The following is an 18,653-nucleotide window of genomic DNA, read 5'->3' as shown; positions in this document are numbered from 1 at the left end:
CCAAGCTGAGAGACTGGACAGGATTCATATGCCGCTATATAGTCAACTAAATAGAATAAATATGGAGCGACCGTGTCGGTAACCGGGAACAACCACGCCTATTCCGGCCGTTACAATCGCCGGCTGGTCTTCGATCTCGTGCGCTCGAAGGGCGCAACGAGCCGGGGAGAGCTCGTGGCGACGACCGGTCTCCAGACCCAGACCATCTCCAACATCACGCGGGATCTTCTGGACCGCGGGCTCCTGCGCGAGGAAAGCCGTCCGGACGGAAGCCGCGGCGCACCGCAGAAGATTCTGACCCTGGAAAGCAATGCGGGATGCTCCATCGGCCTGCATGTGGACCGGGACATCGTGGTGGGCGTGGCCTGCGACCTCTCCGGCCGGGAAATCACCCGCAGCACCAAACGTCTCAACTGGCGCGATCCGCAGGCCAGCGTGGAAAGCATGGCCTCCATCGTGTCCGAGCTTGCTGCCGCCGGGAAAGACGCGCCGGCCTGGGGCGTGGGCATTGCAATGCCGACCCTGCAGGAAGCGGATTACGAGCAATATGTCGGCTCTCCCGGCTGGCAGGAATGGAGCCGCATCGATGTGGCGGATGCGCTCGAGGATGCGTGCGGGTTGCCGGTCATCGTTGAAAATGACGCGACTGCTGCCGCCATCGCGGAACTGCAGGCGGGCGAGGCCACCGGTCTCTCGCATTTTGTCTATATCTTCGTCGGCCACGGCCTTGGCGCCGGCATCATCATCGACGGCCTTCCCTTCCAGGGAGCTTTCAACAATGCCGGAGAAATCGGTCTCCTGAGCTGGCCGGCAGAGCTGAAGCCCGAGGAAACCGGCGCGGCGACGCCTTTCTCGCTGGAAGAAGTCGCGATCATGATCAGTTGCGATCCCTTGCGGCTTGAGGAGCCGGGGGCGCTGGAAAAGCTCTACCAGGCCCGCGATGCAGGCCTGATGCGCTGGCTGGAACTGAGCAGTGCCCGGCTCCGCCAGCTCGTTGCCATGATCGAGAACATGTTTGATCCGCAGGCGGTTTTCGTCGGCGGCACCTTCCCGGCGGCCATCCTGTCGTCGCTGGTCGACCGGGCCTATCCGCTGCTGCCCTCCGTTGCAGCCCGCAAGGACCGGGATGGCCCGCGCCTGCGCCTGGCGCAGCTGGGGGCGAGTGCTTCCGCGATCGGCGCGGCCATGTTGCCGATCATCGCCCATGGCAGCCCGGATTTCCGCCGCCTGTCGCTCATGCGCGGACGCAAGGGGCCAGTGGATCCTGAAACCAGATTTGACCGGGTGGCCGGATAGTCCGGCGCCTGAAAGCCAGTTCAACTAAGTTCGAAAGTGTCGCTTCCCATGAAAGTTGCAGTCGTCGGCCTGGGCTACAGGATGGCCAACGTGTTGAAGTCCTTCCAGAAGGCCAACCCGGATCTTGCCGTGACCGGCCTTGTCGACCCCGCGCCGGCGGGCCTTGAAGACCTTCAGAAGGCCGGACTTGATGTGGGCCCGCGGTTCGACAACGTGGACGAGATGGTGCAGACGGCCCGCCCGGACCTGCTGATGGTCGGCTCTCCCAACGCCTTTCATCTGGAGCATGTGCGAAGCGGGCTGCGCAACGGGGTGAAGGTCTTCACCGAAAAGCCGGTGGTGATCGACGAGCAGCAGTCCATGGAAATGGCGCAGCTCCTCGGTGAATACGGCGCCGACCGGGTGCTGGTGGGTCTGGTGCTGCGCTATTCCGATCTCTACCGGGATCTGAGGAAGGCCCAGGCCGACGGCCAGATCGGTGACGTGGTCTCCATCGAGGCGTCCGAACATATCGCGCCCTACCACGGTGCCTTCTTCATGCGGGACTGGCGCCGGTACCAGCAATATGCCGGCCCCTATATCCTGGAAAAATGCTGCCACGACATCGACCTCTACGCGAGTGTCGTGGGCGCGCGGGCAAGCGCTGTCTCCAGCTTCGGCGGCCGCAAGTCCTTCGTGCCGGATAATGCGCCTGCGGTTCTCTCGAACGCCGAGCGCGAGCAGTATTACTGCAAGCCGAGCGGCTGGAACGCCACGGACAAGGTCTTCGACAGCGACGCGGATATCATCGATTATCAGACGGCCCTGATCGAATATGAGAACGGGGCAACCATGGCCTTTCACGCCAATCTGAACGTGCCCAACCAGTTCCGCCGCTTCTGCGTGATCGGTTCCAAGGGCATGGCGGAAGGGGATTTCGTCCGCAACAATTTCTCCGTCCACGCCGCCTCTTCCGGCGAGAAGCTGGTCGAGAAGCGCTATGAGGGTGTCGAAACCGACCACTATGGCGCCGATGACCAGATGGCCGCCGATATCACGCGCAACCTGCTGGAAGGCGAGCCCCTCCCCGTCGGCATCATCGACGCGCTGGAGGCCGGACTGACGGCAATCAAGATCGACGAGGCCCGGCGCGAGCGCCGTCTGATCGACATGGGCAGCACGTGGGCGCGTTTCGATGAAGCGCTCCGCACAGCGCCGCGCCAGTCATGAGGACAGATCTTGCAACCATGACCGGATATGCCATCCGGCCCGCCCGCGCCGGTGACCGGGATGCGGTCGCCGCCATTTGCCTGCGGACCGCCAACAAGGGCCAGGATGCCAGCACCTGCTACAGCGATCCGGACTATCCCGGGTTTGTCTGGGCCCTGCCCTATCTGGCGCTGGACGGCGGGATTGCCTTTGTCCTGACCCGGGACGAGGAGGTCGTGGGCTATGCGGTTGGAACGGCTGACACCCGCGCCTTCGAGCAGGAACAGGAAAAGAGCTGGTGGCCGGAGCTGCGGTCGCGTCTTGCAGAGGCAAAGGCTGCCACGGACGATGACCGGTATGTCCTGGACTATGTCCGCACGCCGGAATCCCTGCCTGAAGAGATCGTGCAGCCCTATCCGGCCCATCTGCACATCAATCTCCTGCCCGAGGCACAGGGAGAGGGACGCGGGACCCGTCTGCTGGCCACCTTGCTCGACGCACTGGCGGCAGCAGGAGCATCAGGGGTTCATCTTGGCGTCAACCACATGAACGAGCCGGTCACCGCCTTCTACGGCAAGCTCGGCTTCACCGAGATCGCCAGACTGCCGTCCATCATCATGGCAAGGCCGCTCTGACGGCCGGAACCTTCGTCACGCTTCGCCTTGCTGCTCCAGATAGCGCCGCAAGGCCTCCAGCCGGGGTCTGGCTGCGGCCTCGATGGCCGTGACCAGATCCTGCGGGAAGCCGTCTGGCAAGGCCTTGGCTGCCCTGTCGAAGGCGGTGTCTGCATGATCCGCCAGCTGCCGCAGGGCCGCGGTCATGACGGGGACAGGAACGCCTGCGGCCATGGCGCTCTGGACGAAGTGGCGCGGATGGATCTCGTCCAGCCGGTAATGGCGGTTTTTGCCCGCGCTCATGGCCAGTCTCATCTGGCGGCGGGTGACCTGATGGCGGGCATGCGCCGGTTCCGCGCTCAGGATGTCGTAGAGCGGGGTCATGGCAAAGCCGCCGCCGGGTTTCAGGAACAGGCTGAAGTTCTTCGCATGGCCATCGGTGGCACCGATGATCCAGAAGAACAGCTGGGCCGCCAGGAATTGCGCCTGATCCCTGGCCGGCGCGTCCGAGGCCTTCAGAAGATCCAGCACCTCTGCCATGCCCAGCCCGCCTTCGCTCTGGTATTTCAGGGTCGGCGGCACGGACAGAGCCTGACAGCAATCTTCCTGCGGCAGGCGCAGCAGGCGCCCATCCGCAAGCGGGCGCCTGTCGAACCGTTCGATCACCAGGGCGGTGACGCCGTCGAAGGTTCTGATTTCGGCCCGGTTCACCGGAAAACCAAAGCTTTCGGCCAGCTTGAGGCAGTAGAACTCGTTCTCGACGCTGTCCGTCAGGTCGATGCCGCCCGGCAGATGGCCGATGCGGGTCTTGAAGATGTGGCTGGTGGGCGTCGTGCCATGGGGCTTCAGCCACTTGTCCTCCTTGAGCAGCAGCGCGGTCTTTTCCTGGGCGCCCGCGATTGAAATGCGGAAGTCATCCTCCGGCGACAGGCCAAGGGGGGCGGCGGCCAGATTGGTCAGCAGCCGGGCGATGTCCGCATCCGTCACCGTTTCACCGGCAAGGCCATCGTCGCGCCGGTCCATGTCCCCGGCAACAAACTGAAGGGCGCCGACACAGTCCTGGCCGATGCGGGCCAGAAGACTGTAGGCATCCGTGCCTCTGGCGCCCACCCGCTCCGCCACCTTGCGGCGCAGGAGGCCGGAATCCGGCAGAAGGTTCTCGAAAACGGCGGCCACCGGCTCGCCCCGGTAGGCGTCTTCGCGCAGGGGCAGGGACAGGGAGATGGGCAGCGCGCCGGGCTGGGCCAGCCAGTCCGGGTCATAGCGGAAGGCAATCGCCCCGCCCGGTTCCCTGATCAGGCGGCCAGTGAGACGGGAGCCGAGATAGACCCGCAAGGGCACATGGTGAGGAGGCCGGCCCATTATCCGATCAGGTCCTCAAGCCCGTCCGGTTGCGGGTGGTCCGCGCTCTGGTCTGCGTCTTGCCCTGAGAATTCTCCTGAGATTTCCCCGCGCGGCCCGATGCGGAACTCCAGCCCGAGGGCGGCGAGAACCGACAGCAGCGTTTCCAGCCGCACCCCGGCATGACCGCTTTCGATCTGGGATACCGTGCCCTGGCGCAGGCCGGACTGAAGCCCAAGCTCGCCCTGGCTCCAGCCTTTCGCCTTGCGCGCCCGGCGCACGAGCGTGCCGATCTGTTGGGGACTGCGTGCCAGGTTGCTCATCACCGGTCTCCTGCCCCCTTGAGGGGTGGCCATTCACCGATATCAGTCCATGATACCGGACCGGGACTATACGCTCTTGCGGATAAAATTGCAATATACGTCAAGGCGTATAAATTGCAATTAATCGCCACAGCGTATATTTCTAAGCCGTCTGGCCCGCGCGGAAGTGTGGCCGCGCAGGCCCTGGGTCATCCTTGCGGCGTCACGCTTGCGGCTTTTCCCTCGGGATGTGCAGGCCGGTGGACGGGGTGGAGAGCGTTCCGTCCCGAACCACGACCTGCCCGCGCACCATGGTCAGGACAGGCCAGCCGGTCACCTCAAAGCCCTCATAGGGGGTATAGTCGGAGCCGTGATGCAGGATGTCCTGGGACAGGGTCATCTGCCGCTCCGGATCCCACAGCACGATATCCGCATCCGCTCCAATCGCAATGGTTCCCTTGCGCGGATAAAGGCCGTAAAGCCGGGCGTGGTTGGTTGCGGTCAGCGCCACGAAGCGCTGCAGGGAAATCCGGCCCTTCACGACGCCTTCGGAAAAGAGGATCGGCAGGCGGGTTTCGACGCCCGGAATGCCGTTCGGAATCCAGCGGAAGCTCTTTTCGCCCATCGGATGCTTCTTGCCCGCCGTGTCGTCATAGCGGAAGGGGCAGTGATCGGAGGAATAGACGTCGAAGATGCCCTGCTCGATCCCTTCCCAGCAGGCGGCCTGGCTGGCCGTGTCGCGGGGCGGCGGCGAGCAGACATTCTTGGCGCCCTGGGGGATGTCCAGATCCTCCGCCGTCAAAACCAGATATTGCGGGCAGGTTTCGCCGTAGATCTTCAGCCCCCTCGCCCGCGCCCTGGCGATTTCCTCCATGGCCTCCCGGTTGGAAACATGGACGATCATCAGCGGCACATCGGCGATTTCGGCGAGCGAAATGGCCCGGTGGGTCGCCTCCCGCTCCACGGGAATGGGCCGGGTGAGCGCGTGAAATTTCGGGGCGGTGTCGCCCGCAAGTTCGGCCTGATCGCGCAGGAAGTTGATGGCGTCGTCGTTTTCCGCATGGATCATGGCCCGTGCGCCGGAGAGCTTGGCCGCCGTCATGGTCTCCAGGATCTGGCGGTCGGTCAGCTTCAGCCCCTCGTAGGTCATGAACATCTTGAAGGAGGTGTAGCCCTCCTCCGCCAGAGCCGGCAGTTCCTGCCCCAGAACCTGCGGCGTCGGGTCGGAGACGATCAGGTGAAAGCTCACATCCACGTGGCACTGGCCCTCGGCCAGACCGTGATACCAGCTCAGGGCGTCGCGCAGGCTCTGGCCCTGCTCCTGAAAGCAGAAGGGCATCACCGTGGTGTTGCCGCCAAAGGCCGCCGAGCGGGTCGCGCTGTCAAAGTCATCGGCCATGACCACGCCCTCGCCGGAGGGCTGGGAGATGTGGACGTGGCTGTCGATGCCGCCGGGCATGACCAGACGGCCGCTGGCGTCGATGACCTCCGCCGCGCCGGTCAGCGTGTCGGCAATCGCCACGATCCGGCCGCCCCGGATGCCGATGTCGGCCTTGAACGTGTCGGAAGCGGTGACGACCGTTCCGCCGGAAATGATGGTGTCGAAGGAAGGGGTCATGAGCGGATGTCTCCGGGCTGCGGGAAAGACTGTGGGGACGGCTGAAGCGGGTGCTGGCGAAGCCAGTGACGGGCAATGGCCTCACGTGTCGCGAACCAGGCCCCGCCCCGGGCGGCCACATGGTCCAGAAAGCTGGCGAGACCGCCAATGCGGGCAGGCCGCCCGATGATGCGCATGTGCAGGCCGATGCTCATCATCTTGGGCGAGGTTGCCCCCTCCTCCCACAGCCAGTCATAGGCCGCGCAGAGATAGCGGGCAAAGTCCGCCCCGTCCCGGAAGCCGTTGGGCAGCTGGAAGCGCATGTCGTTGGTGTCCAGCGCATAGGGCACGATGACATGAGGCCGGGAGCTGTCCGCACCGATCGTCCTCGGCAGATCGTCGTCATAGGCGTCGCTGTCATAGAGGAAGCCGCCGTGCCGGATCAGGAGGTCACGGGTCAGGGGGCTTGCGGTGCCACGGGTGTGCCAGCCGACAGGCGGCGTGCCGGAAGCCTCGCCCAATGCCTCGAAGGTGCGGGCGATCCGGTCGCTTTCCTGCTCCGGTGTCAGCGCGCCATGGGCTTCCCAGCGCCAGCCATGGGCCGACACTTCATGGCCACGGCCGACCGCGTCCCTGAACAGCCAGGGATAGAAGGCTGCGGTCTCGCCGGTGGCGCTGAGGGTCGCGGGCACTTTATGGCGCTCCAGAACCCGCATGATCCGCCAGTAGCCCGCCCGCGGGCCATAGTCGAAGTGGCTCTCCATGGCGATGTCCGGGTGGCCGGACGGCTCGGCCAGCATGTCGAAGATCCGGTCATTGACCTCATCCCCCCGGCGGATGGAGAACTCGGAACCCTCCTCCACATTGATCACAAGGGAGATGGCGACCCGCGCCTGACCCGGCCAGTGGGGTTGGGGCGGCTGCGGGCCATAGCCGAGAAAGTCTCTGTTGTAGCTGGTCATGGTCTGTGCGCCGCTCAATCCAGGTCCCGGAACAGCCGGCCCCAGCCCTTGATCTGCCGGGGATCGGCTCCGCAGGTGCGCAAGGAGGCCCAGATCGCGGTCTGGACCGTGTCGTAGATGGCAATGCCCAGTTCCTGCTCCAGCCGCTCGACCAGGGGCCCGCCTGCCAGATTGGTGCAATAGATGACGATGGCGTCGGGCTTGCCCTCGGCGGCGACATCCCGGATCATCTGTTCCAGCTGCTCGGGCGTCACTTCGGAAAAGGCGTAATTGACCTTCAGGTCCAGATGGCGCTCCGCCGCGCAGGCGTAGCCGGCGGAGGCATAATTGGCGATGATGCGCTCCTGAACTTCCGGCAGATAGGGCGTGACCAGACCGTAGCGCCTGACGCCGGTGCGGGCGAAGATCTCGTTGACGGCCAGAACGGAAGAACAGGCAGGCACCCCTGTTCTCTCGGTTATGGCCGCGCACAGGGCCTCGTCCCGGTCAAAGCCGAGCCAGCCGGCGGAGGTGCCGTTCCAGCAGATGCTGCCCACGCGGGCGTCGGCCAGAAGCTCGGCGGCGGCCAGCATCGGCTCCAGATCGAACTGGCCGAGAGCCTGATCGCCGAGGGAGATTTCCGTGACGCGGAACCGGCCGAAATGGGCGGAGACATTGTCCGTGCCGGCCAGCATGGCGGCGGTGACGGGTTCCAGGATGGTATTGGAGGACGGGGTCAGCATGCCAAGGAGATGGCGCTTGGGAAGGGGCATTCTGCAGGTTCCGGTCTTTATGGTCTTGAGGCGGGCGGGCTGTGCCGCTCTTTCTTCTGTCCTGTCGCAACCCCCATGCCAAAGCCCGCGCGGCTCACGCTTTTTCTGCCAAGTCCTTCAAACCTTTGGATCTTGCCCTGCCGAGTATGTCCATTCCGGCCGGGGGATGGCATATTCTGTTTATCCCATATTGTATTCTGTATACATTTTAATCCTAGTTGATTGTCTTATAGGCATTTTCTATCTTCTGGAAATGAGATCACACGATCAGGAAGGGCGCTTCGGTGCGGCTTGAGAAAATAAAAAACACAACCACAAAGACGCATGCGATCCGCCGCCGGTCCCTTCCGGAAGAGATCGCAGAGCACCTGCGCACGCTCATCATCGAGGGCACGCTGAAGGACGGCGACCGGATCGTGGAGACGGAGCTTTGCGAAGCGCTGTCCGTCTCCAGAACGCCGATGCGCGAGGCGATCAAGGCACTCACCCACGAAGGCCTGATCGAGCATCTGCCGAACCGGGGCGCGCGGGTCGCCAGCGTCACGCCCGGTGAAATGCATCAGCTGTTCCAGGTCATCTCCGCGCTGGAGCAATTGGCCGTGGAGCTGGCAATCGCCGTTTCAAAGCCGATAGATATCAAGCGCTTGCGCGCCCTGCACGATCGCATGGCAGGCCATCACAAGGCCGGAGAGCGCAAGGAATATTTCGCGCTCAACCACCAGATTCATCTGAAGATCGTGGCCATGTCCGGCAATCCGATCCTGATCGAAACCCATGGCAACCTGATGATCCGCGCCCGCCATTACCGCTATTGGGCGCTGGCCGACGAGGACCGCTGGCACGAGGCGATGGCCGAACATGACGCCATCATGGAGGCCATGGAAGCGGGCGATCAGGCGCGGGCGGGAAGCCTGCTGAAGGCCCATGTGAGACGCACGGGCGAGGTTGCGGGAAGCGCCGTTCTGGGCTTGGCCACCGAGAGCTGAGCGCCCCCACCGCCAGCGCTGGTCCGGCGAATGGCCCGGTAACTGGCATGCTGGTTGCAAAGTGCTCCCCGTCACCTAACTGGGGAGTTCCAAGTGCGTCAAATCTTAGCAGCCCTCACAATCGCCGCCGGCCTGGCTCAACCGGCTCTTGCTGAAACCATCGAACTCAAGGTTCTCGGACAGCCCGGTTCCACCGGCCTGATCCAGAAGAACAAGGAAGTTCCCTTCTTCGAGAACCTGGCCAAGGAAACCGGCATCGACCTCTCCGTCAATTTCCAGCCGCTGGACGTGACGGGGATCAAGGACACGGAAGAACTGCGCATCCTCAAGGGGGGCCTGTTCAACGTGGTGTCCCTGCGCCTGTCCCAGGTCAGTCGCGATGACCCGAGCATTCTCGGCCTCGATCTCGTCGGCCTGAACCCGACCTATGCGGAAGGCAAGAAGACGGTTGAGGAATATCTTCCTATCGTCGACAAGGCCCTTCAGGAAAAGTTCAACACCAAGCTGCTGGGCGTCTGGCCCTTCGGTCCGCAGGTCCTGTTCTGCAAGCCCGAGATCAAGGGTCTCAAGGACCTGAAGGGATACAAGGTCCGCGTCTATGACCAGAACCTGGCGAAGTTCATCGAGTCCGTCGGCGGCATTCCGGTTCCGCTCGGCTTTGCCGAAGTGCAGCAGTCGCTTTCCCGCGGCGTCGTGGATTGCGCCGTGACCGGTCCGAGTTCGGCCAACTCCGCCGCCTGGCCGGAAGTCACCACCCATGTTCTGCCGCTCGCCTTCCAGATCGCCGTCAATGGCTATGGCATCAACCTGGACACCTGGAACAAGTTCTCCCCGGAAGAGCAGGCCAAGCTGGAAACGGCCTTCAAGGGTCTGGTCGATGACATCTGGGTCTATTCGGAAGAGCTGTTCGACGATGCCATGCGCTGCAATGTCGGCAAGACCCCTTGCGAGCTGAACAAGCCGTACAACCTCACCGAAGTGCCTATTTCCGAGGAAGATCTGGCTCTGGTCCAGAATGCGGTGAAGGAACTCTCCTTCCCGGCCTGGGCAGAGGTCTGCGACGCCACCCGTCCGACCTGCTCGGCTGACTGGAAGGCAACCGTCGGCAAGCGCCTCGGCATGTAAGCTATCCCGCCCTGATGCGCCGGATCTCAGTTCAGGGGCCCCTGCCCCGGGGTCCGGCGCATGAACGTCTTTCCTGCCGCGCGTGCCGTGCGGCGCATCCTGGAACCGGGCCATGCATCGTTTCACCATCGCGGTCAGCTGGATTTTCGGAATCCTGCTTCTGGGGCTGTCCCTGTTCGTCTCCCTCGAGACGGTCAGCCGGAAGCTCTTCAACCATTCCTTCCAGGGAGCCGACGAGCTGGGGGGCTATGTCCTCGCCATTTGCGGGTCCCTTGCCTTCACGGTTGCCCTGATCGAACGCGGGCATGTGCGCATCGACTTCCTGCACGACCGGCTCGGCCCGCGCCTGCAAGCGGTGATGAACCTCATCTCCCTGCTGTTCCTCACCGGCGTCGGCCTGTTCTTCATCCGCTATTGCTACACGGTGATCAAGGACACGCTGGACTATGGCAGCACCGCCGCGACGCCCTGGGCAACGCCCCTGATCTATCCGCAATCGCTCTGGTACGGGGCGCTGGTCGTCTTCTTCCTCGCCTGCGTCCTGTTGCTGGGATGCGGCCTCCGCGACCTTCTGCGCGGCGACATTGCCGCCATCAACCGGAACTTCGGCCCGAAAGGCGCCATGGAAGAGCTCCGCGACGAACTCGACGATCTGGAGCAGAGGTAATCTGGCATGTCTGTAACCGCGATTTTCCTGGCCTTCTTCCTCATGCTGGCCATCATGCTGGCAGGTGTTCCGATTGCCGCCGTCATGGCCCTTACCGGCATCGTTGCCGGGGTTCTGGCCTTCGGCTGGCCGCTGGTGGAATCCATGGGCGCCGTCGTCTGGGGCGTTCAGAACGAAAACCTCCTGACCGCCATCCCGCTGTTCATTCTCCTTGGCGAACTCCTGCTGCGCAGCGGCATCGCTGATCAGATGTACGGGGCGCTGTCGCTCTGGTTCGGCCGTCTTCCGGGCGGCCTGCTGCACACCAACATCGGCTGCTGCGCGCTGTTTTCCGCCACCTCCGGCTCGTCCGTCGCAACCGCGGCCACCATCGGCACCGTGGCCATGCCCACCCTCGACAAGCGCGGCTATGCCAGTGACAAGTCGCTGGGCAGCCTGGCGGCGGGCGGCACGCTCGGCATCCTCATTCCGCCAAGCGTTAACCTGCTCGTCTATGGCTCCATGGCGGAGCAGTCCATCGGCCAGCTCTTCGTCGCCGGCATCGTGCCGGGCCTGCTCCTGACCCTCTGCTTCATGGGCTACATTGCCTTTGCCAACCGGGGCGAACACGGCATGGTCGAGGTCTCCGCGCCGCTTGCCGTCAAGCTGCGGGCGCTGAAGGCCCTGTTCCCGCCGGTGGTGATCTTCTTCATCGTCATGGGCTCGATCTATCTGGGCATTGCCACGCCCACGGAATCCGCCGCGCTCGGCGTTGTGGCCGCGATGATCTTCGTCGTCCTGCATGGCAAGTTCAGCAAGGACTTCCTCAACCGCTGCTTCATCCAGACCGCCAAGACCACGGGCATGGTGCTTCTGATCGTCACCAGCGCCTTCGTGCTCAACGTCACCCTGTCCCTGACCGGCGCGGCCCAGGCCATGACCACCTGGATTGCCTCCCTTGGCCTGTCGGCCACCGGCCTGCTCTTGGTGCTGATCCTGTTCTATCTGGTGCTCGGCATGTTCATGGATGTCCTGTCCATGCAGGTCCTGACCATTCCCATCGCCGTGCCGGTGATCGTGGCCGCAGGCATCGATCCGGTCTGGTTCGGCATCTTCGTCGTGCTGATGTGCGAATTGGGCCTGATCACCCCGCCCGTCGGCATGAATCTCTATGTGGTCCATGGCGTGCGGCTGGACGGCGGCCCCTTCATGGATGCGGTGCGCGGCGCCCTGCCCTATGCGGTGATCATGCTGGTCTTCACCCTGCTCCTGATCGCCTTCCCGCAGATCGTCCTGTTCCTGCCGCAGAGCATGTTCCAATGACGGAACTCTGGCGCCTGCCCCTGACCGGGCTTTCCGCAGCGCTGCAAGCCGGAGAGGTCACGGCGGTCAGCCTGCTGGAGGCCTTCACCGCCCGGATCCGCAAGCTGGACCCAAGGCTCAATGCGCTTGTCACCCCCAATCCGGAGGCAGAGGCCCAGGCACAGGCCTCCGACCGCCGCCGGGCGAAGGGACGCCCGCTTGGCCCGCTCGACGGCATTCCCCTGGCGGTCAAGGACAACATCCTCACCGCAGGCATCCGCACCACCTGGGGCAGCCCCAGCTATGCGGATTATGTGCCAGACGCGGATGAAATCGCAGTCTCCCGGCTGAAAGCTGCCGGCATGGTCATTCTGGGCAAGACCAATGTGCCCGAGTTCACCCTGGAAGGCTTCACCGACAATCCGCTTTTCGGCCCGACCCGCAACCCCTTCGATCCGGCCCTGACCCCCGGCGGCTCAAGCGGCGGCTCTGTCACGGGGGTGGCGGCCGGGCTTTTTCCCGCTGCCCTTGGCACCGATGGCGGCGGCTCGATCCGCAGGCCCGCCGGATACACCGGCCTGATCGGCCTGAAGCCCAGCATCGGGCGGGTGCCGCGCGTGGAGTGCCTGCCCCAGATCCTCCTGGATCTGGAGGTGATCGGCCCCCTCGCCCGCACCGTCGAAGATGCGGCCCTGGTCTTCAAAGCCATGGCAGGCCCCCATCCGCTGGATCCAAACTCCTGGCACGGGCAGGAAGAAGACGCCGGGGCAAGCCTCGATCAGGCGCCCGGTCCGCTGAAGATCCTCTATGTTGAGCGGTTCGGCGATGCGCCCCTGGACCCCATTATCGCCGCCTCCTGCCGCGCCTTCACGGATCAGCTGAAGGAACTGGGCCATGAGGTGAGCGAAGGCCCCCTGCCGCTGGATATTTCTCCGCTGACCGCAGGCTGGCCTCTGATCGGCAAGAGCGGGCTGGCGTTTCTGGACCAGACGATCGGGAGTGATTTCCAGAAGGCTTCAACCAAGTACCGGAACATGGCTGCGGAAGGCCGCGCCACCGGCAGCGGCGATTTTTTCACGCTGATGGATGCTATTGCCGGTCTCAGGCGCAAGGCAGCCGGGGTGTTTTGCGAGGTGGATGTCATCCTCACCCCGTCAGCTGCCGCCATGCCCTGGGCCATCGGCATGGACTATCCGCCGGAGATCGACGGCCAGCCGGTGGGGCCGCGCGGTCATGCGGTCTATACGGGCTGGGTCAATGCCATCGGCCACCCGGCAATCACCCTGCCCGCTCAGGCCTCCGGGACCGGCCTGCCGATCGGCATCCAGCTTGTTGGTGGCTTCAACCGCGACTGGCGGCTTTTGCGTCTAGCCCGTCAGATCGAGACGGCCTTTCCCTTTCCCCGCAAATGGCCCGCATTGGCTGAAGAAGGGTGAGACATTTCCCGCATAAGTGGTATGCCTACGAAGTCTCCCCGACTTGGCCCCAGGCTGCTGGTCGCCGAAACTCGCGGAAGACCTGGATTTCAATGCTGATCCCTGATCGCTGCCCCTGACCTTCTCCTCGGACCCGGGAGCTGGAATGCAAGACCCGCTGCGGAACAGTCTCTTCGATCCGGCGCAAGCCTTCGCCCTTGAGGGCGCGGCGGCCGCCCGGGGGCTGGAAACGGCGGTGGAGACCGGGCTCTCCAGCGCGGAGGCGGCAAGGCGGCTTCAGGTTTACGGACCAAACCAGCTCAAGGCGCACAAGCCCCAGAGCCTCACGGCCCTTCTGGTTCATCAGTTCAAGAGCATCATCGTCTGGCTGCTGCTGGCGGCGGCGCTTCTTTCTCTCCTCCTCGGGGACAGGGCCGATGCGCTTGCCATCTGCGTGGTGCTGCTGATCAACGGCATCATCGGTTTCGTGACCGAGCTGCGCGCCGCCCGCTCCATGGAAGCCCTGCTGCGGATCACCGATGTCAGCGCAAGGGTGCGCCGGGATGGGCAGGTCCACGACATCAGCGCCGCCGGGATCGTGCCCGGCGACATTGTGCTTCTGGAAGCGGGCGACGTGGTCAGCGCCGACGTCAGGCTCCTTTCAGCCTCCGGGCTGCTGTGCGATGAATCCCTGCTCTCCGGAGAATCCGCGCCCGTTTCCAAGGACATCCGGCAGCTTCCGCCGGACACGATCGCCGCCGAACGCAGCAACATGGCCTTCAGCGGCACTGCCGTGACCCAAGGGCTGGGCGAAGGCATTGCGGTTGCCACGGGCATGGCGAGCGAGCTTGGCCGCATCGGGGCGCTGGCCCAGGAAACAGACGGGCAATCCTCGCCTCTGGAGCGGCGGCTGGATCTCCTCGGCCAGCGGCTCCTGTGGCTGACATTGGTGCTGGCGGCCGTCACCAGCCTTGCGGGCATCCTCTGGGGCCATCCGGTGCCGGACATGCTGAAGACCGGCGTTGCCCTGGCCGTGGCCGCGATCCCCGAAGGCCTGCCGGTGGTCGCAACCCTGTGCCTTGCCCGGGGCATGTGGCGCATGGCCGCCCATCATGCCCTCGTCACCCGTCTGTCGGCGGTGGAAACCCTCGGTTCCACAACGATCATTCTCACCGACAAGACCGGCACCTTGACCGAAAACCGCATGTCCGTTGCCCGCTATCTTCTGGCTGACACGGACATAACCGTCCGCCAGAGCGGTGCCGGGACAAGCTTCCTGCGCGAGGGCGAAGAGCTCACGCCGGACGAAACCGCCTTGCTGATTCAGGCCCTGGAAACCGGCGCGCTCTGCAACACGGCGGATCTGGGCCACGCGGCGGCATCCGGGTCAGCGCAGGCGTCAGATGCCATCGGCGACCCGATGGAGATTTCCCTGCTGCAAGTGGCAAAGGCTGCAGGCGTCTCCCATCCGGATCTCGGTCTGCGCCTGCCCCAGGCCGGCCGCCATGCCTTTGACCCGGACTGCAAGATGATGGCGACCATGCATGAGCATGAGGGGCGCTATCTCTATGCGGTCAAGGGAGCACCTGAATCCGTGCTGGCGGTGGCAACACGGGTGATGACGGAGGCCGGCGAGCAGCCGCTTTCCAGCGATGACCGTGCGGTCTGGCGCGCCCGGCAGGCAGAGGCCGCCAGTTCCGGCCTGAGGCTCCTGGCCCTTGCCTCGAAGGTCGAAACCAGTGCCTCTGCGGCCCCTTACGCGGATCTGACCCTGATCGGCTTCGTCTGTTTCCTCGATCCCTTGCGCGTCGAAATTCCGCAGGCGATCCGGGAGGCCCAGAGGGCCGGTGTCCGGGTCGTGATGATCACCGGCGACCATCCCCAGACCGGCGCCCGCATTGCCCGCGATGCTGGCATCGGGCAGGGCGAACTGAAGGTGCTGACCGGCCGGGAGGTCGAGGCCATGGGCGGCGGCTCGGCGCTCCTGACCCGCACCGACGTCTTTGCCCGGGTCGCGCCGGAAACCAAATACGCCCTCGTCTCCGCTTTCCAGAGTGCGGGCCACGTGGTGGCCATGACCGGCGACGGCGTCAATGACGCGCCCGCCCTGAAGAAGGCCGATATCGGCATTGCCATGGGGCAACGGGGCACCCAGGTCGCCCGGGAAGCTGCCAGCATCGTGCTTCAGGACGACAATTTCGCCACCATCCTGATGGCCATGCGCCAGGGCCGCATCATCTTCGAGAACATCCGCAAGTTCGTCGTCTATCTCATGTCCTGCAATGTCAGCGAGGTGCTGATCGTCGGCCTTGCGGTGGGCATCGGCCTGCCCGTACCCTTGTTGCCGCTGCAGATCCTGTTCCTCAATCTGGTGACCGATGTGTTCCCGGCCTTTGCGCTGGGTCTCGGGCGCGGCAGTGCGGATGTCATGCTGCGGCCACCGCGCGATCCGAAGGAGCCGATCGTCGACCGGCCACGCTGGATCCTGATCGGGTTCCTCGGCGGGGCGATCACCCTTGCGACCCTTGCCGCCTTCGCGCTGGCCCTGTTCTGGCTGAAGCTTGGCCCCGGCCCTGCGGTTTCGGTCACGTTTCTGACCCTGGCGCTGGCCCAGCTCTGGAATGTCTTCAACATGCGCAGTTCTGGCCCCAGTTCTTGTCACAGTCTGGCGCGCAATGACGTGCTGACGAATGCCTATGTCTGGGGTGCGCTGGCCCTGTGCCTGGGCCTGATCACGGCCGCCTTCTGGCATCCGGGCCTCAGCGAGATTCTTGGTCTGGACTGGCCGGGACTTGCAGGCCTCGGTCTGGCAACGGCCCTGAGCCTCCTGCCGCTGGTGCTGGGGCAGATCTTCCTGCTGCTGATGCCCGGCCCCGCCAGAGTGCCGCCCTCAGCGCCCCTTTAATCCCCACCGCAAGCCCCCCTCACCCGGACCTTCGGTCCGACCTCTCCCCCATGGGGCGAGGTGGCCGTGCGGCATCGCTCAGGTGAGAAAGATCCGGGGGGAATTTGGAGGAGGCATTTTTACGAAGGACGAACCGAATTCCCGACCAAGCCGGAGTCCGCAGCAAGATCCAACAAACGGATTCAGCCCGTCCCCATGGCACGACCCGCCCCCTCTCCCTTCAGGGAGAGGGCTGGGGTGAGGGTCTTGACTGGATAAGCCGCTATCAGCCGTGACCTGAAGCAGGGTCGACGACTGTGCCGTCGGCTTCCACCTGCAAGGGGGCATCCGGTGTGGTCAGGGCGACTTCGCGCACCCATTCGCGCCAGATCGACACGAGGATGGCCATCAGCACCGGGCCGATGAACAGCCCGAGGAAGCCGAGGGTCTTCACCCCGCCGACAAGGCCGAAGAAGGTCGGCAGGAACGGCAGCTTGATCGGGCCGCCCACGAGGCGCGGGCGGATGGTCTTGTCGACGATGAAAAGCTCGATCGTGCCCCAGGCAAACAGCGCGCCGCCCTCGATATAGGAGCCGCTGGCGGCCAGATAGATGGACACGAGGGTAAAGGACAGGGGCGCCCCGCCCGGGATCAGCGCCATCATGCCGGTCAGAACGCCGAGGGTAACCGGAGAGGGCACGCCCGCCATCCAGTAAGCGATGCCCAGGACAATGCCTTCGCCGATGGCGATCAGGGTCATGCCCGTCACGGTCGAGCTGATGGTCGCCGGAACCACGCGGGAAATCCGCTCCCAGCGGGTGGGCAGGATGCGCTCACCCAGAAGGTCGAGCTGACGCACGAATTTCTCCCCGTCCCGGTAGACGAAGAACAGGGCGATCAGCATGAACAGAAGGGTCAGGACCAGATGGAAGGCCCCGTCCCCGGCCGCGATCAGGGCGCGGTAGATGTTGCCGATATTGGCGCCGCTGACGATGCGCACCAGTTCGGCAATGTCACCGGGAGAGCCGATGTGCTCGCGCCATCTGGTCGCCAGCCAGTCGCCGACGCCCGGAAGGCCAGCGATCCACTGGGGCGGCGGCGCACCGACACTGTTGACCTCGATGGCCCAGCCGATCCACTGGCGCAATTCATCCACCGTATAGGCGATGGCGATGGAAATCGGGATGATCAGGAAGCCGACGATGGCCAGAAGAGCAACCGTTGCCCCAAAGGTGGTGTTGCCGCCGGTCTGGGTCAGAAGCCTGCGATAGAGCGGCCAGCTGGCAAAACCGATCACCAGCGCGGCCAGAACCGGAACGATGAAGCCGTGGAAGAAATAGATGGCGGCAATCACCACCAGCAAGAGCAGCCAGCGGGCGGCGGAAACGGGCGCAATCAGCGCAGAGCGGTTGGCATTTGTCGGTCCAAGCCAGCGGGCCGCTTTGTGACCTTCGCCGGGCGTACCCGTGTTCCCATCGCTCTGTTTCATAATCTTCCGGTTCGCAAACTGACTTCAACATCACCGGGCCGATCGCTCGGCACCGGATCTTCCGGCAAAGACCGGAAAAGGCTCAGATAGGAACGCCACACAAGCATGTCCAGCGTCCTCCCGGAACCGGGCCGACTGTCGCACCATGGTCAAGACAGATCAATGTCGGGAACCGATATTTCATCTCCGCGATGAAAGAATTCGAGTGGCTGGAGAGAGGGAGCCCCCATCCGTCCGTCACCCCGGCCGCAGGTGCAACCGGAGAGCCGGGGCCTACTCACATGGCGTCTTTCGAAAACGCCGGTGGCAACGCGACAAGCATCCGATCCGGAAACCGGTTGAAGGGACAAGGGACTGGCGTTGAAACCCTGCTCAATATGACCGCTCTGCAAATGAGTAGGCCCCGGATCTCCGCTGCGCTGCGTCCGGGGTGACGAAACGCTTCTACGTCCAGCCATGGATTGCCAGATCAAGTCCGGCAATGACGCAGAGTTTGGGGAAATGCGGTGAGCCAACCAGCCGGTGAGTGGTCTGGTAGGGTCGACTGACCCACGCTTTTGGAACAGACGTCACCCCGGCCAAGCGCAGCGCGAGCCGGGGCCTACTCGTTCGAAGAGCGGTTGTTTTGCGTAATCCTCCAAGGGGAGATGCCCCTGGCCATGACATCGGCCACTTTAAAACCGGTTCTGCGAGTGGGCCCCGGGCCTCGCCATGCGAGCCGGGGTTGACCGGCAGGTGATGGCGGAGGCTTGGC

The 18,653-nt window shown here is 64.3% G+C and carries 15 protein-coding genes; 9 read left to right on the top strand and 6 right to left on the bottom strand.

From position 1 onward, the window contains the following. Positions 1–72: 72 nt before the first annotated feature. The 3 genes from BUA94_RS21260 to BUA94_RS21250 are packed head-to-tail and all read left to right on the top strand — an operon-like array spanning position 73 to position 3,119. A complete protein-coding gene (locus tag BUA94_RS21260) occupies positions 73–1,296 on the top strand; it encodes an ROK family protein (protein ID WP_073015381.1) in 1,224 nt (407 codons plus the stop codon). Positions 1,297–1,344: 48 nt separating this feature from the next. After that, on the top strand, positions 1,345–2,505 hold the full coding sequence (locus BUA94_RS21255) for a Gfo/Idh/MocA family protein (RefSeq protein ID WP_073015380.1): 1,161 nt from the start codon (positions 1,345–1,347) through the stop codon (positions 2,503–2,505). A gap of 17 nt (positions 2,506–2,522) precedes the next feature. After that, positions 2,523–3,119 carry a GNAT family N-acetyltransferase gene (locus tag BUA94_RS21250; RefSeq protein ID WP_073015405.1) on the top strand — a complete coding sequence of 199 codons (597 nt, stop codon included), beginning with the start codon at positions 2,523–2,525 and terminating at the stop codon, positions 3,117–3,119. 15 nt (positions 3,120–3,134) lie between these two features. Here BUA94_RS21250 and BUA94_RS21245 read toward each other — a convergent pair whose 3' ends face one another. From BUA94_RS21245 to BUA94_RS21225, 5 genes are all read right to left on the bottom strand, one after another. Then, positions 3,135–4,460 (bottom strand): type II toxin-antitoxin system HipA family toxin, encoded by a 1,326-nt coding sequence (locus tag BUA94_RS21245; protein WP_073015379.1) that lies wholly within the window; start codon positions 4,458–4,460, stop codon positions 3,135–3,137. Beyond that, positions 4,460–4,762: a helix-turn-helix domain-containing protein gene (locus BUA94_RS21240; RefSeq protein ID WP_073015378.1), complete on the bottom strand. Its 303-nt coding sequence runs from the start codon at positions 4,760–4,762 to the stop codon at positions 4,460–4,462. Before BUA94_RS21240 ends, BUA94_RS21245 begins: the two co-directional genes overlap by 1 nt. 202 nt (positions 4,763–4,964) lie before the next feature. Further along, positions 4,965–6,359 carry a dihydropyrimidinase gene (hydA, locus tag BUA94_RS21235; protein ID WP_073015377.1) on the bottom strand — a complete coding sequence of 465 codons (1,395 nt, stop codon included), beginning with the start codon at positions 6,357–6,359 and terminating at the stop codon, positions 4,965–4,967. After that, complete coding sequence (locus BUA94_RS21230; RefSeq protein WP_073015404.1) at positions 6,356–7,300, bottom strand: polysaccharide deacetylase family protein; 945 nt, start codon at positions 7,298–7,300, stop codon at positions 6,356–6,358. Before BUA94_RS21230 ends, hydA begins: the two co-directional genes overlap by 4 nt. A gap of 14 nt (positions 7,301–7,314) precedes the next feature. After that, positions 7,315–8,052, bottom strand: a complete 738-nt coding sequence (locus tag BUA94_RS21225) for a maleate cis-trans isomerase family protein (RefSeq protein WP_073015376.1) — start codon at positions 8,050–8,052, stop codon at positions 7,315–7,317. Between the two features lie 284 nt (positions 8,053–8,336). On the opposite strand from BUA94_RS21225, the gene BUA94_RS21220 reads away from it, so the two are divergent. From BUA94_RS21220 to BUA94_RS21195, 6 genes are all read left to right on the top strand, one after another. Next, a complete protein-coding gene (locus tag BUA94_RS21220) occupies positions 8,337–9,038 on the top strand; it encodes a GntR family transcriptional regulator (RefSeq protein WP_084082175.1) in 702 nt (233 codons plus the stop codon). A gap of 93 nt (positions 9,039–9,131) precedes the next feature. Further along, positions 9,132–10,163 (top strand): TRAP transporter substrate-binding protein, encoded by a 1,032-nt coding sequence (locus tag BUA94_RS21215; protein WP_073015375.1) that lies wholly within the window; start codon positions 9,132–9,134, stop codon positions 10,161–10,163. A gap of 112 nt (positions 10,164–10,275) precedes the next feature. Continuing rightward, on the top strand, positions 10,276–10,830 hold the full coding sequence (locus BUA94_RS21210) for a TRAP transporter small permease subunit (protein ID WP_073015374.1): 555 nt from the start codon (positions 10,276–10,278) through the stop codon (positions 10,828–10,830). Between the two features lie 6 nt (positions 10,831–10,836). After that, the gene (locus tag BUA94_RS21205) at positions 10,837–12,132 is read left to right on the top strand and encodes a TRAP transporter large permease (RefSeq protein ID WP_073015373.1); all 1,296 of its coding nucleotides are present in this window, start codon (positions 10,837–10,839) and stop codon (positions 12,130–12,132) included. Continuing rightward, the gene (locus BUA94_RS21200; protein WP_073015372.1) at positions 12,129–13,547 is read left to right on the top strand and encodes an amidase; all 1,419 of its coding nucleotides are present in this window, start codon (positions 12,129–12,131) and stop codon (positions 13,545–13,547) included. Before BUA94_RS21205 ends, BUA94_RS21200 begins: the two co-directional genes overlap by 4 nt. A 145-nt stretch (positions 13,548–13,692) precedes the next feature. Continuing rightward, positions 13,693–16,431, top strand: coding sequence for a cation-translocating P-type ATPase (locus BUA94_RS21195; RefSeq protein ID WP_084082174.1), 2,739 nt, complete (start codon positions 13,693–13,695; stop codon positions 16,429–16,431). A 265-nt stretch (positions 16,432–16,696) separates the two neighbouring features. On the opposite strand, the gene BUA94_RS21190 is transcribed toward BUA94_RS21195, so the two are convergent. Continuing rightward, entirely contained in the window at positions 16,697–17,899 is a 1,203-nt protein-coding gene (locus tag BUA94_RS21190) for an AI-2E family transporter (protein ID WP_073015371.1), read from the bottom strand. Positions 17,900–18,653: the final 754 nt, after the last annotated feature.

Origin of the sequence: Roseibium suaedae (genome assembly GCF_900142725.1) — a bacterium.
Taxonomy (GTDB): Bacteria; Pseudomonadota; Alphaproteobacteria; order Rhizobiales; family Stappiaceae; genus Roseibium; species Roseibium suaedae.
The sequence above is the reverse complement of the archived record's forward strand: the minus strand, read 5'-3'. Positions and strand labels throughout refer to the sequence as shown.

Excerpts from the sequence above, each read along its gene's own strand:
- BUA94_RS21255 (WP_073015380.1), top strand. The coding sequence starts at position 1,345 with ATGAAAGTTGCAGTCGTCGGCCTGGGCTACAGGATGGCCAACGTGTTG.
- BUA94_RS21250 (WP_073015405.1), top strand. The coding sequence starts at position 2,523 with ATGACCGGATATGCCATCCGGCCCGCCCGCGCCGGTGACCGGGATGCG.
- BUA94_RS21200 (WP_073015372.1), top strand. The coding sequence starts at position 12,129 with ATGACGGAACTCTGGCGCCTGCCCCTGACCGGGCTTTCCGCAGCGCTG.
- hydA (WP_073015377.1), bottom strand. The coding sequence starts at position 6,359 with ATGACCCCTTCCTTCGACACCATCATTTCCGGCGGAACGGTCGTCACC.
- BUA94_RS21230 (WP_073015404.1), bottom strand. The coding sequence starts at position 7,300 with ATGACCAGCTACAACAGAGACTTTCTCGGCTATGGCCCGCAGCCGCCC.
- BUA94_RS21240 (WP_073015378.1), bottom strand. The coding sequence starts at position 4,762 with ATGAGCAACCTGGCACGCAGTCCCCAACAGATCGGCACGCTCGTGCGC.
- BUA94_RS21210 (WP_073015374.1), top strand. The coding sequence starts at position 10,276 with ATGCATCGTTTCACCATCGCGGTCAGCTGGATTTTCGGAATCCTGCTT.
- BUA94_RS21225 (WP_073015376.1), bottom strand. The coding sequence starts at position 8,052 with ATGCCCCTTCCCAAGCGCCATCTCCTTGGCATGCTGACCCCGTCCTCC.
- BUA94_RS21245 (WP_073015379.1), bottom strand. The coding sequence starts at position 4,460 with ATGGGCCGGCCTCCTCACCATGTGCCCTTGCGGGTCTATCTCGGCTCC.
- BUA94_RS21195 (WP_084082174.1), top strand. The coding sequence starts at position 13,693 with ATGCAAGACCCGCTGCGGAACAGTCTCTTCGATCCGGCGCAAGCCTTC.
- BUA94_RS21205 (WP_073015373.1), top strand. The coding sequence starts at position 10,837 with ATGTCTGTAACCGCGATTTTCCTGGCCTTCTTCCTCATGCTGGCCATC.
- BUA94_RS21190 (WP_073015371.1), bottom strand. The coding sequence starts at position 17,899 with ATGAAACAGAGCGATGGGAACACGGGTACGCCCGGCGAAGGTCACAAA.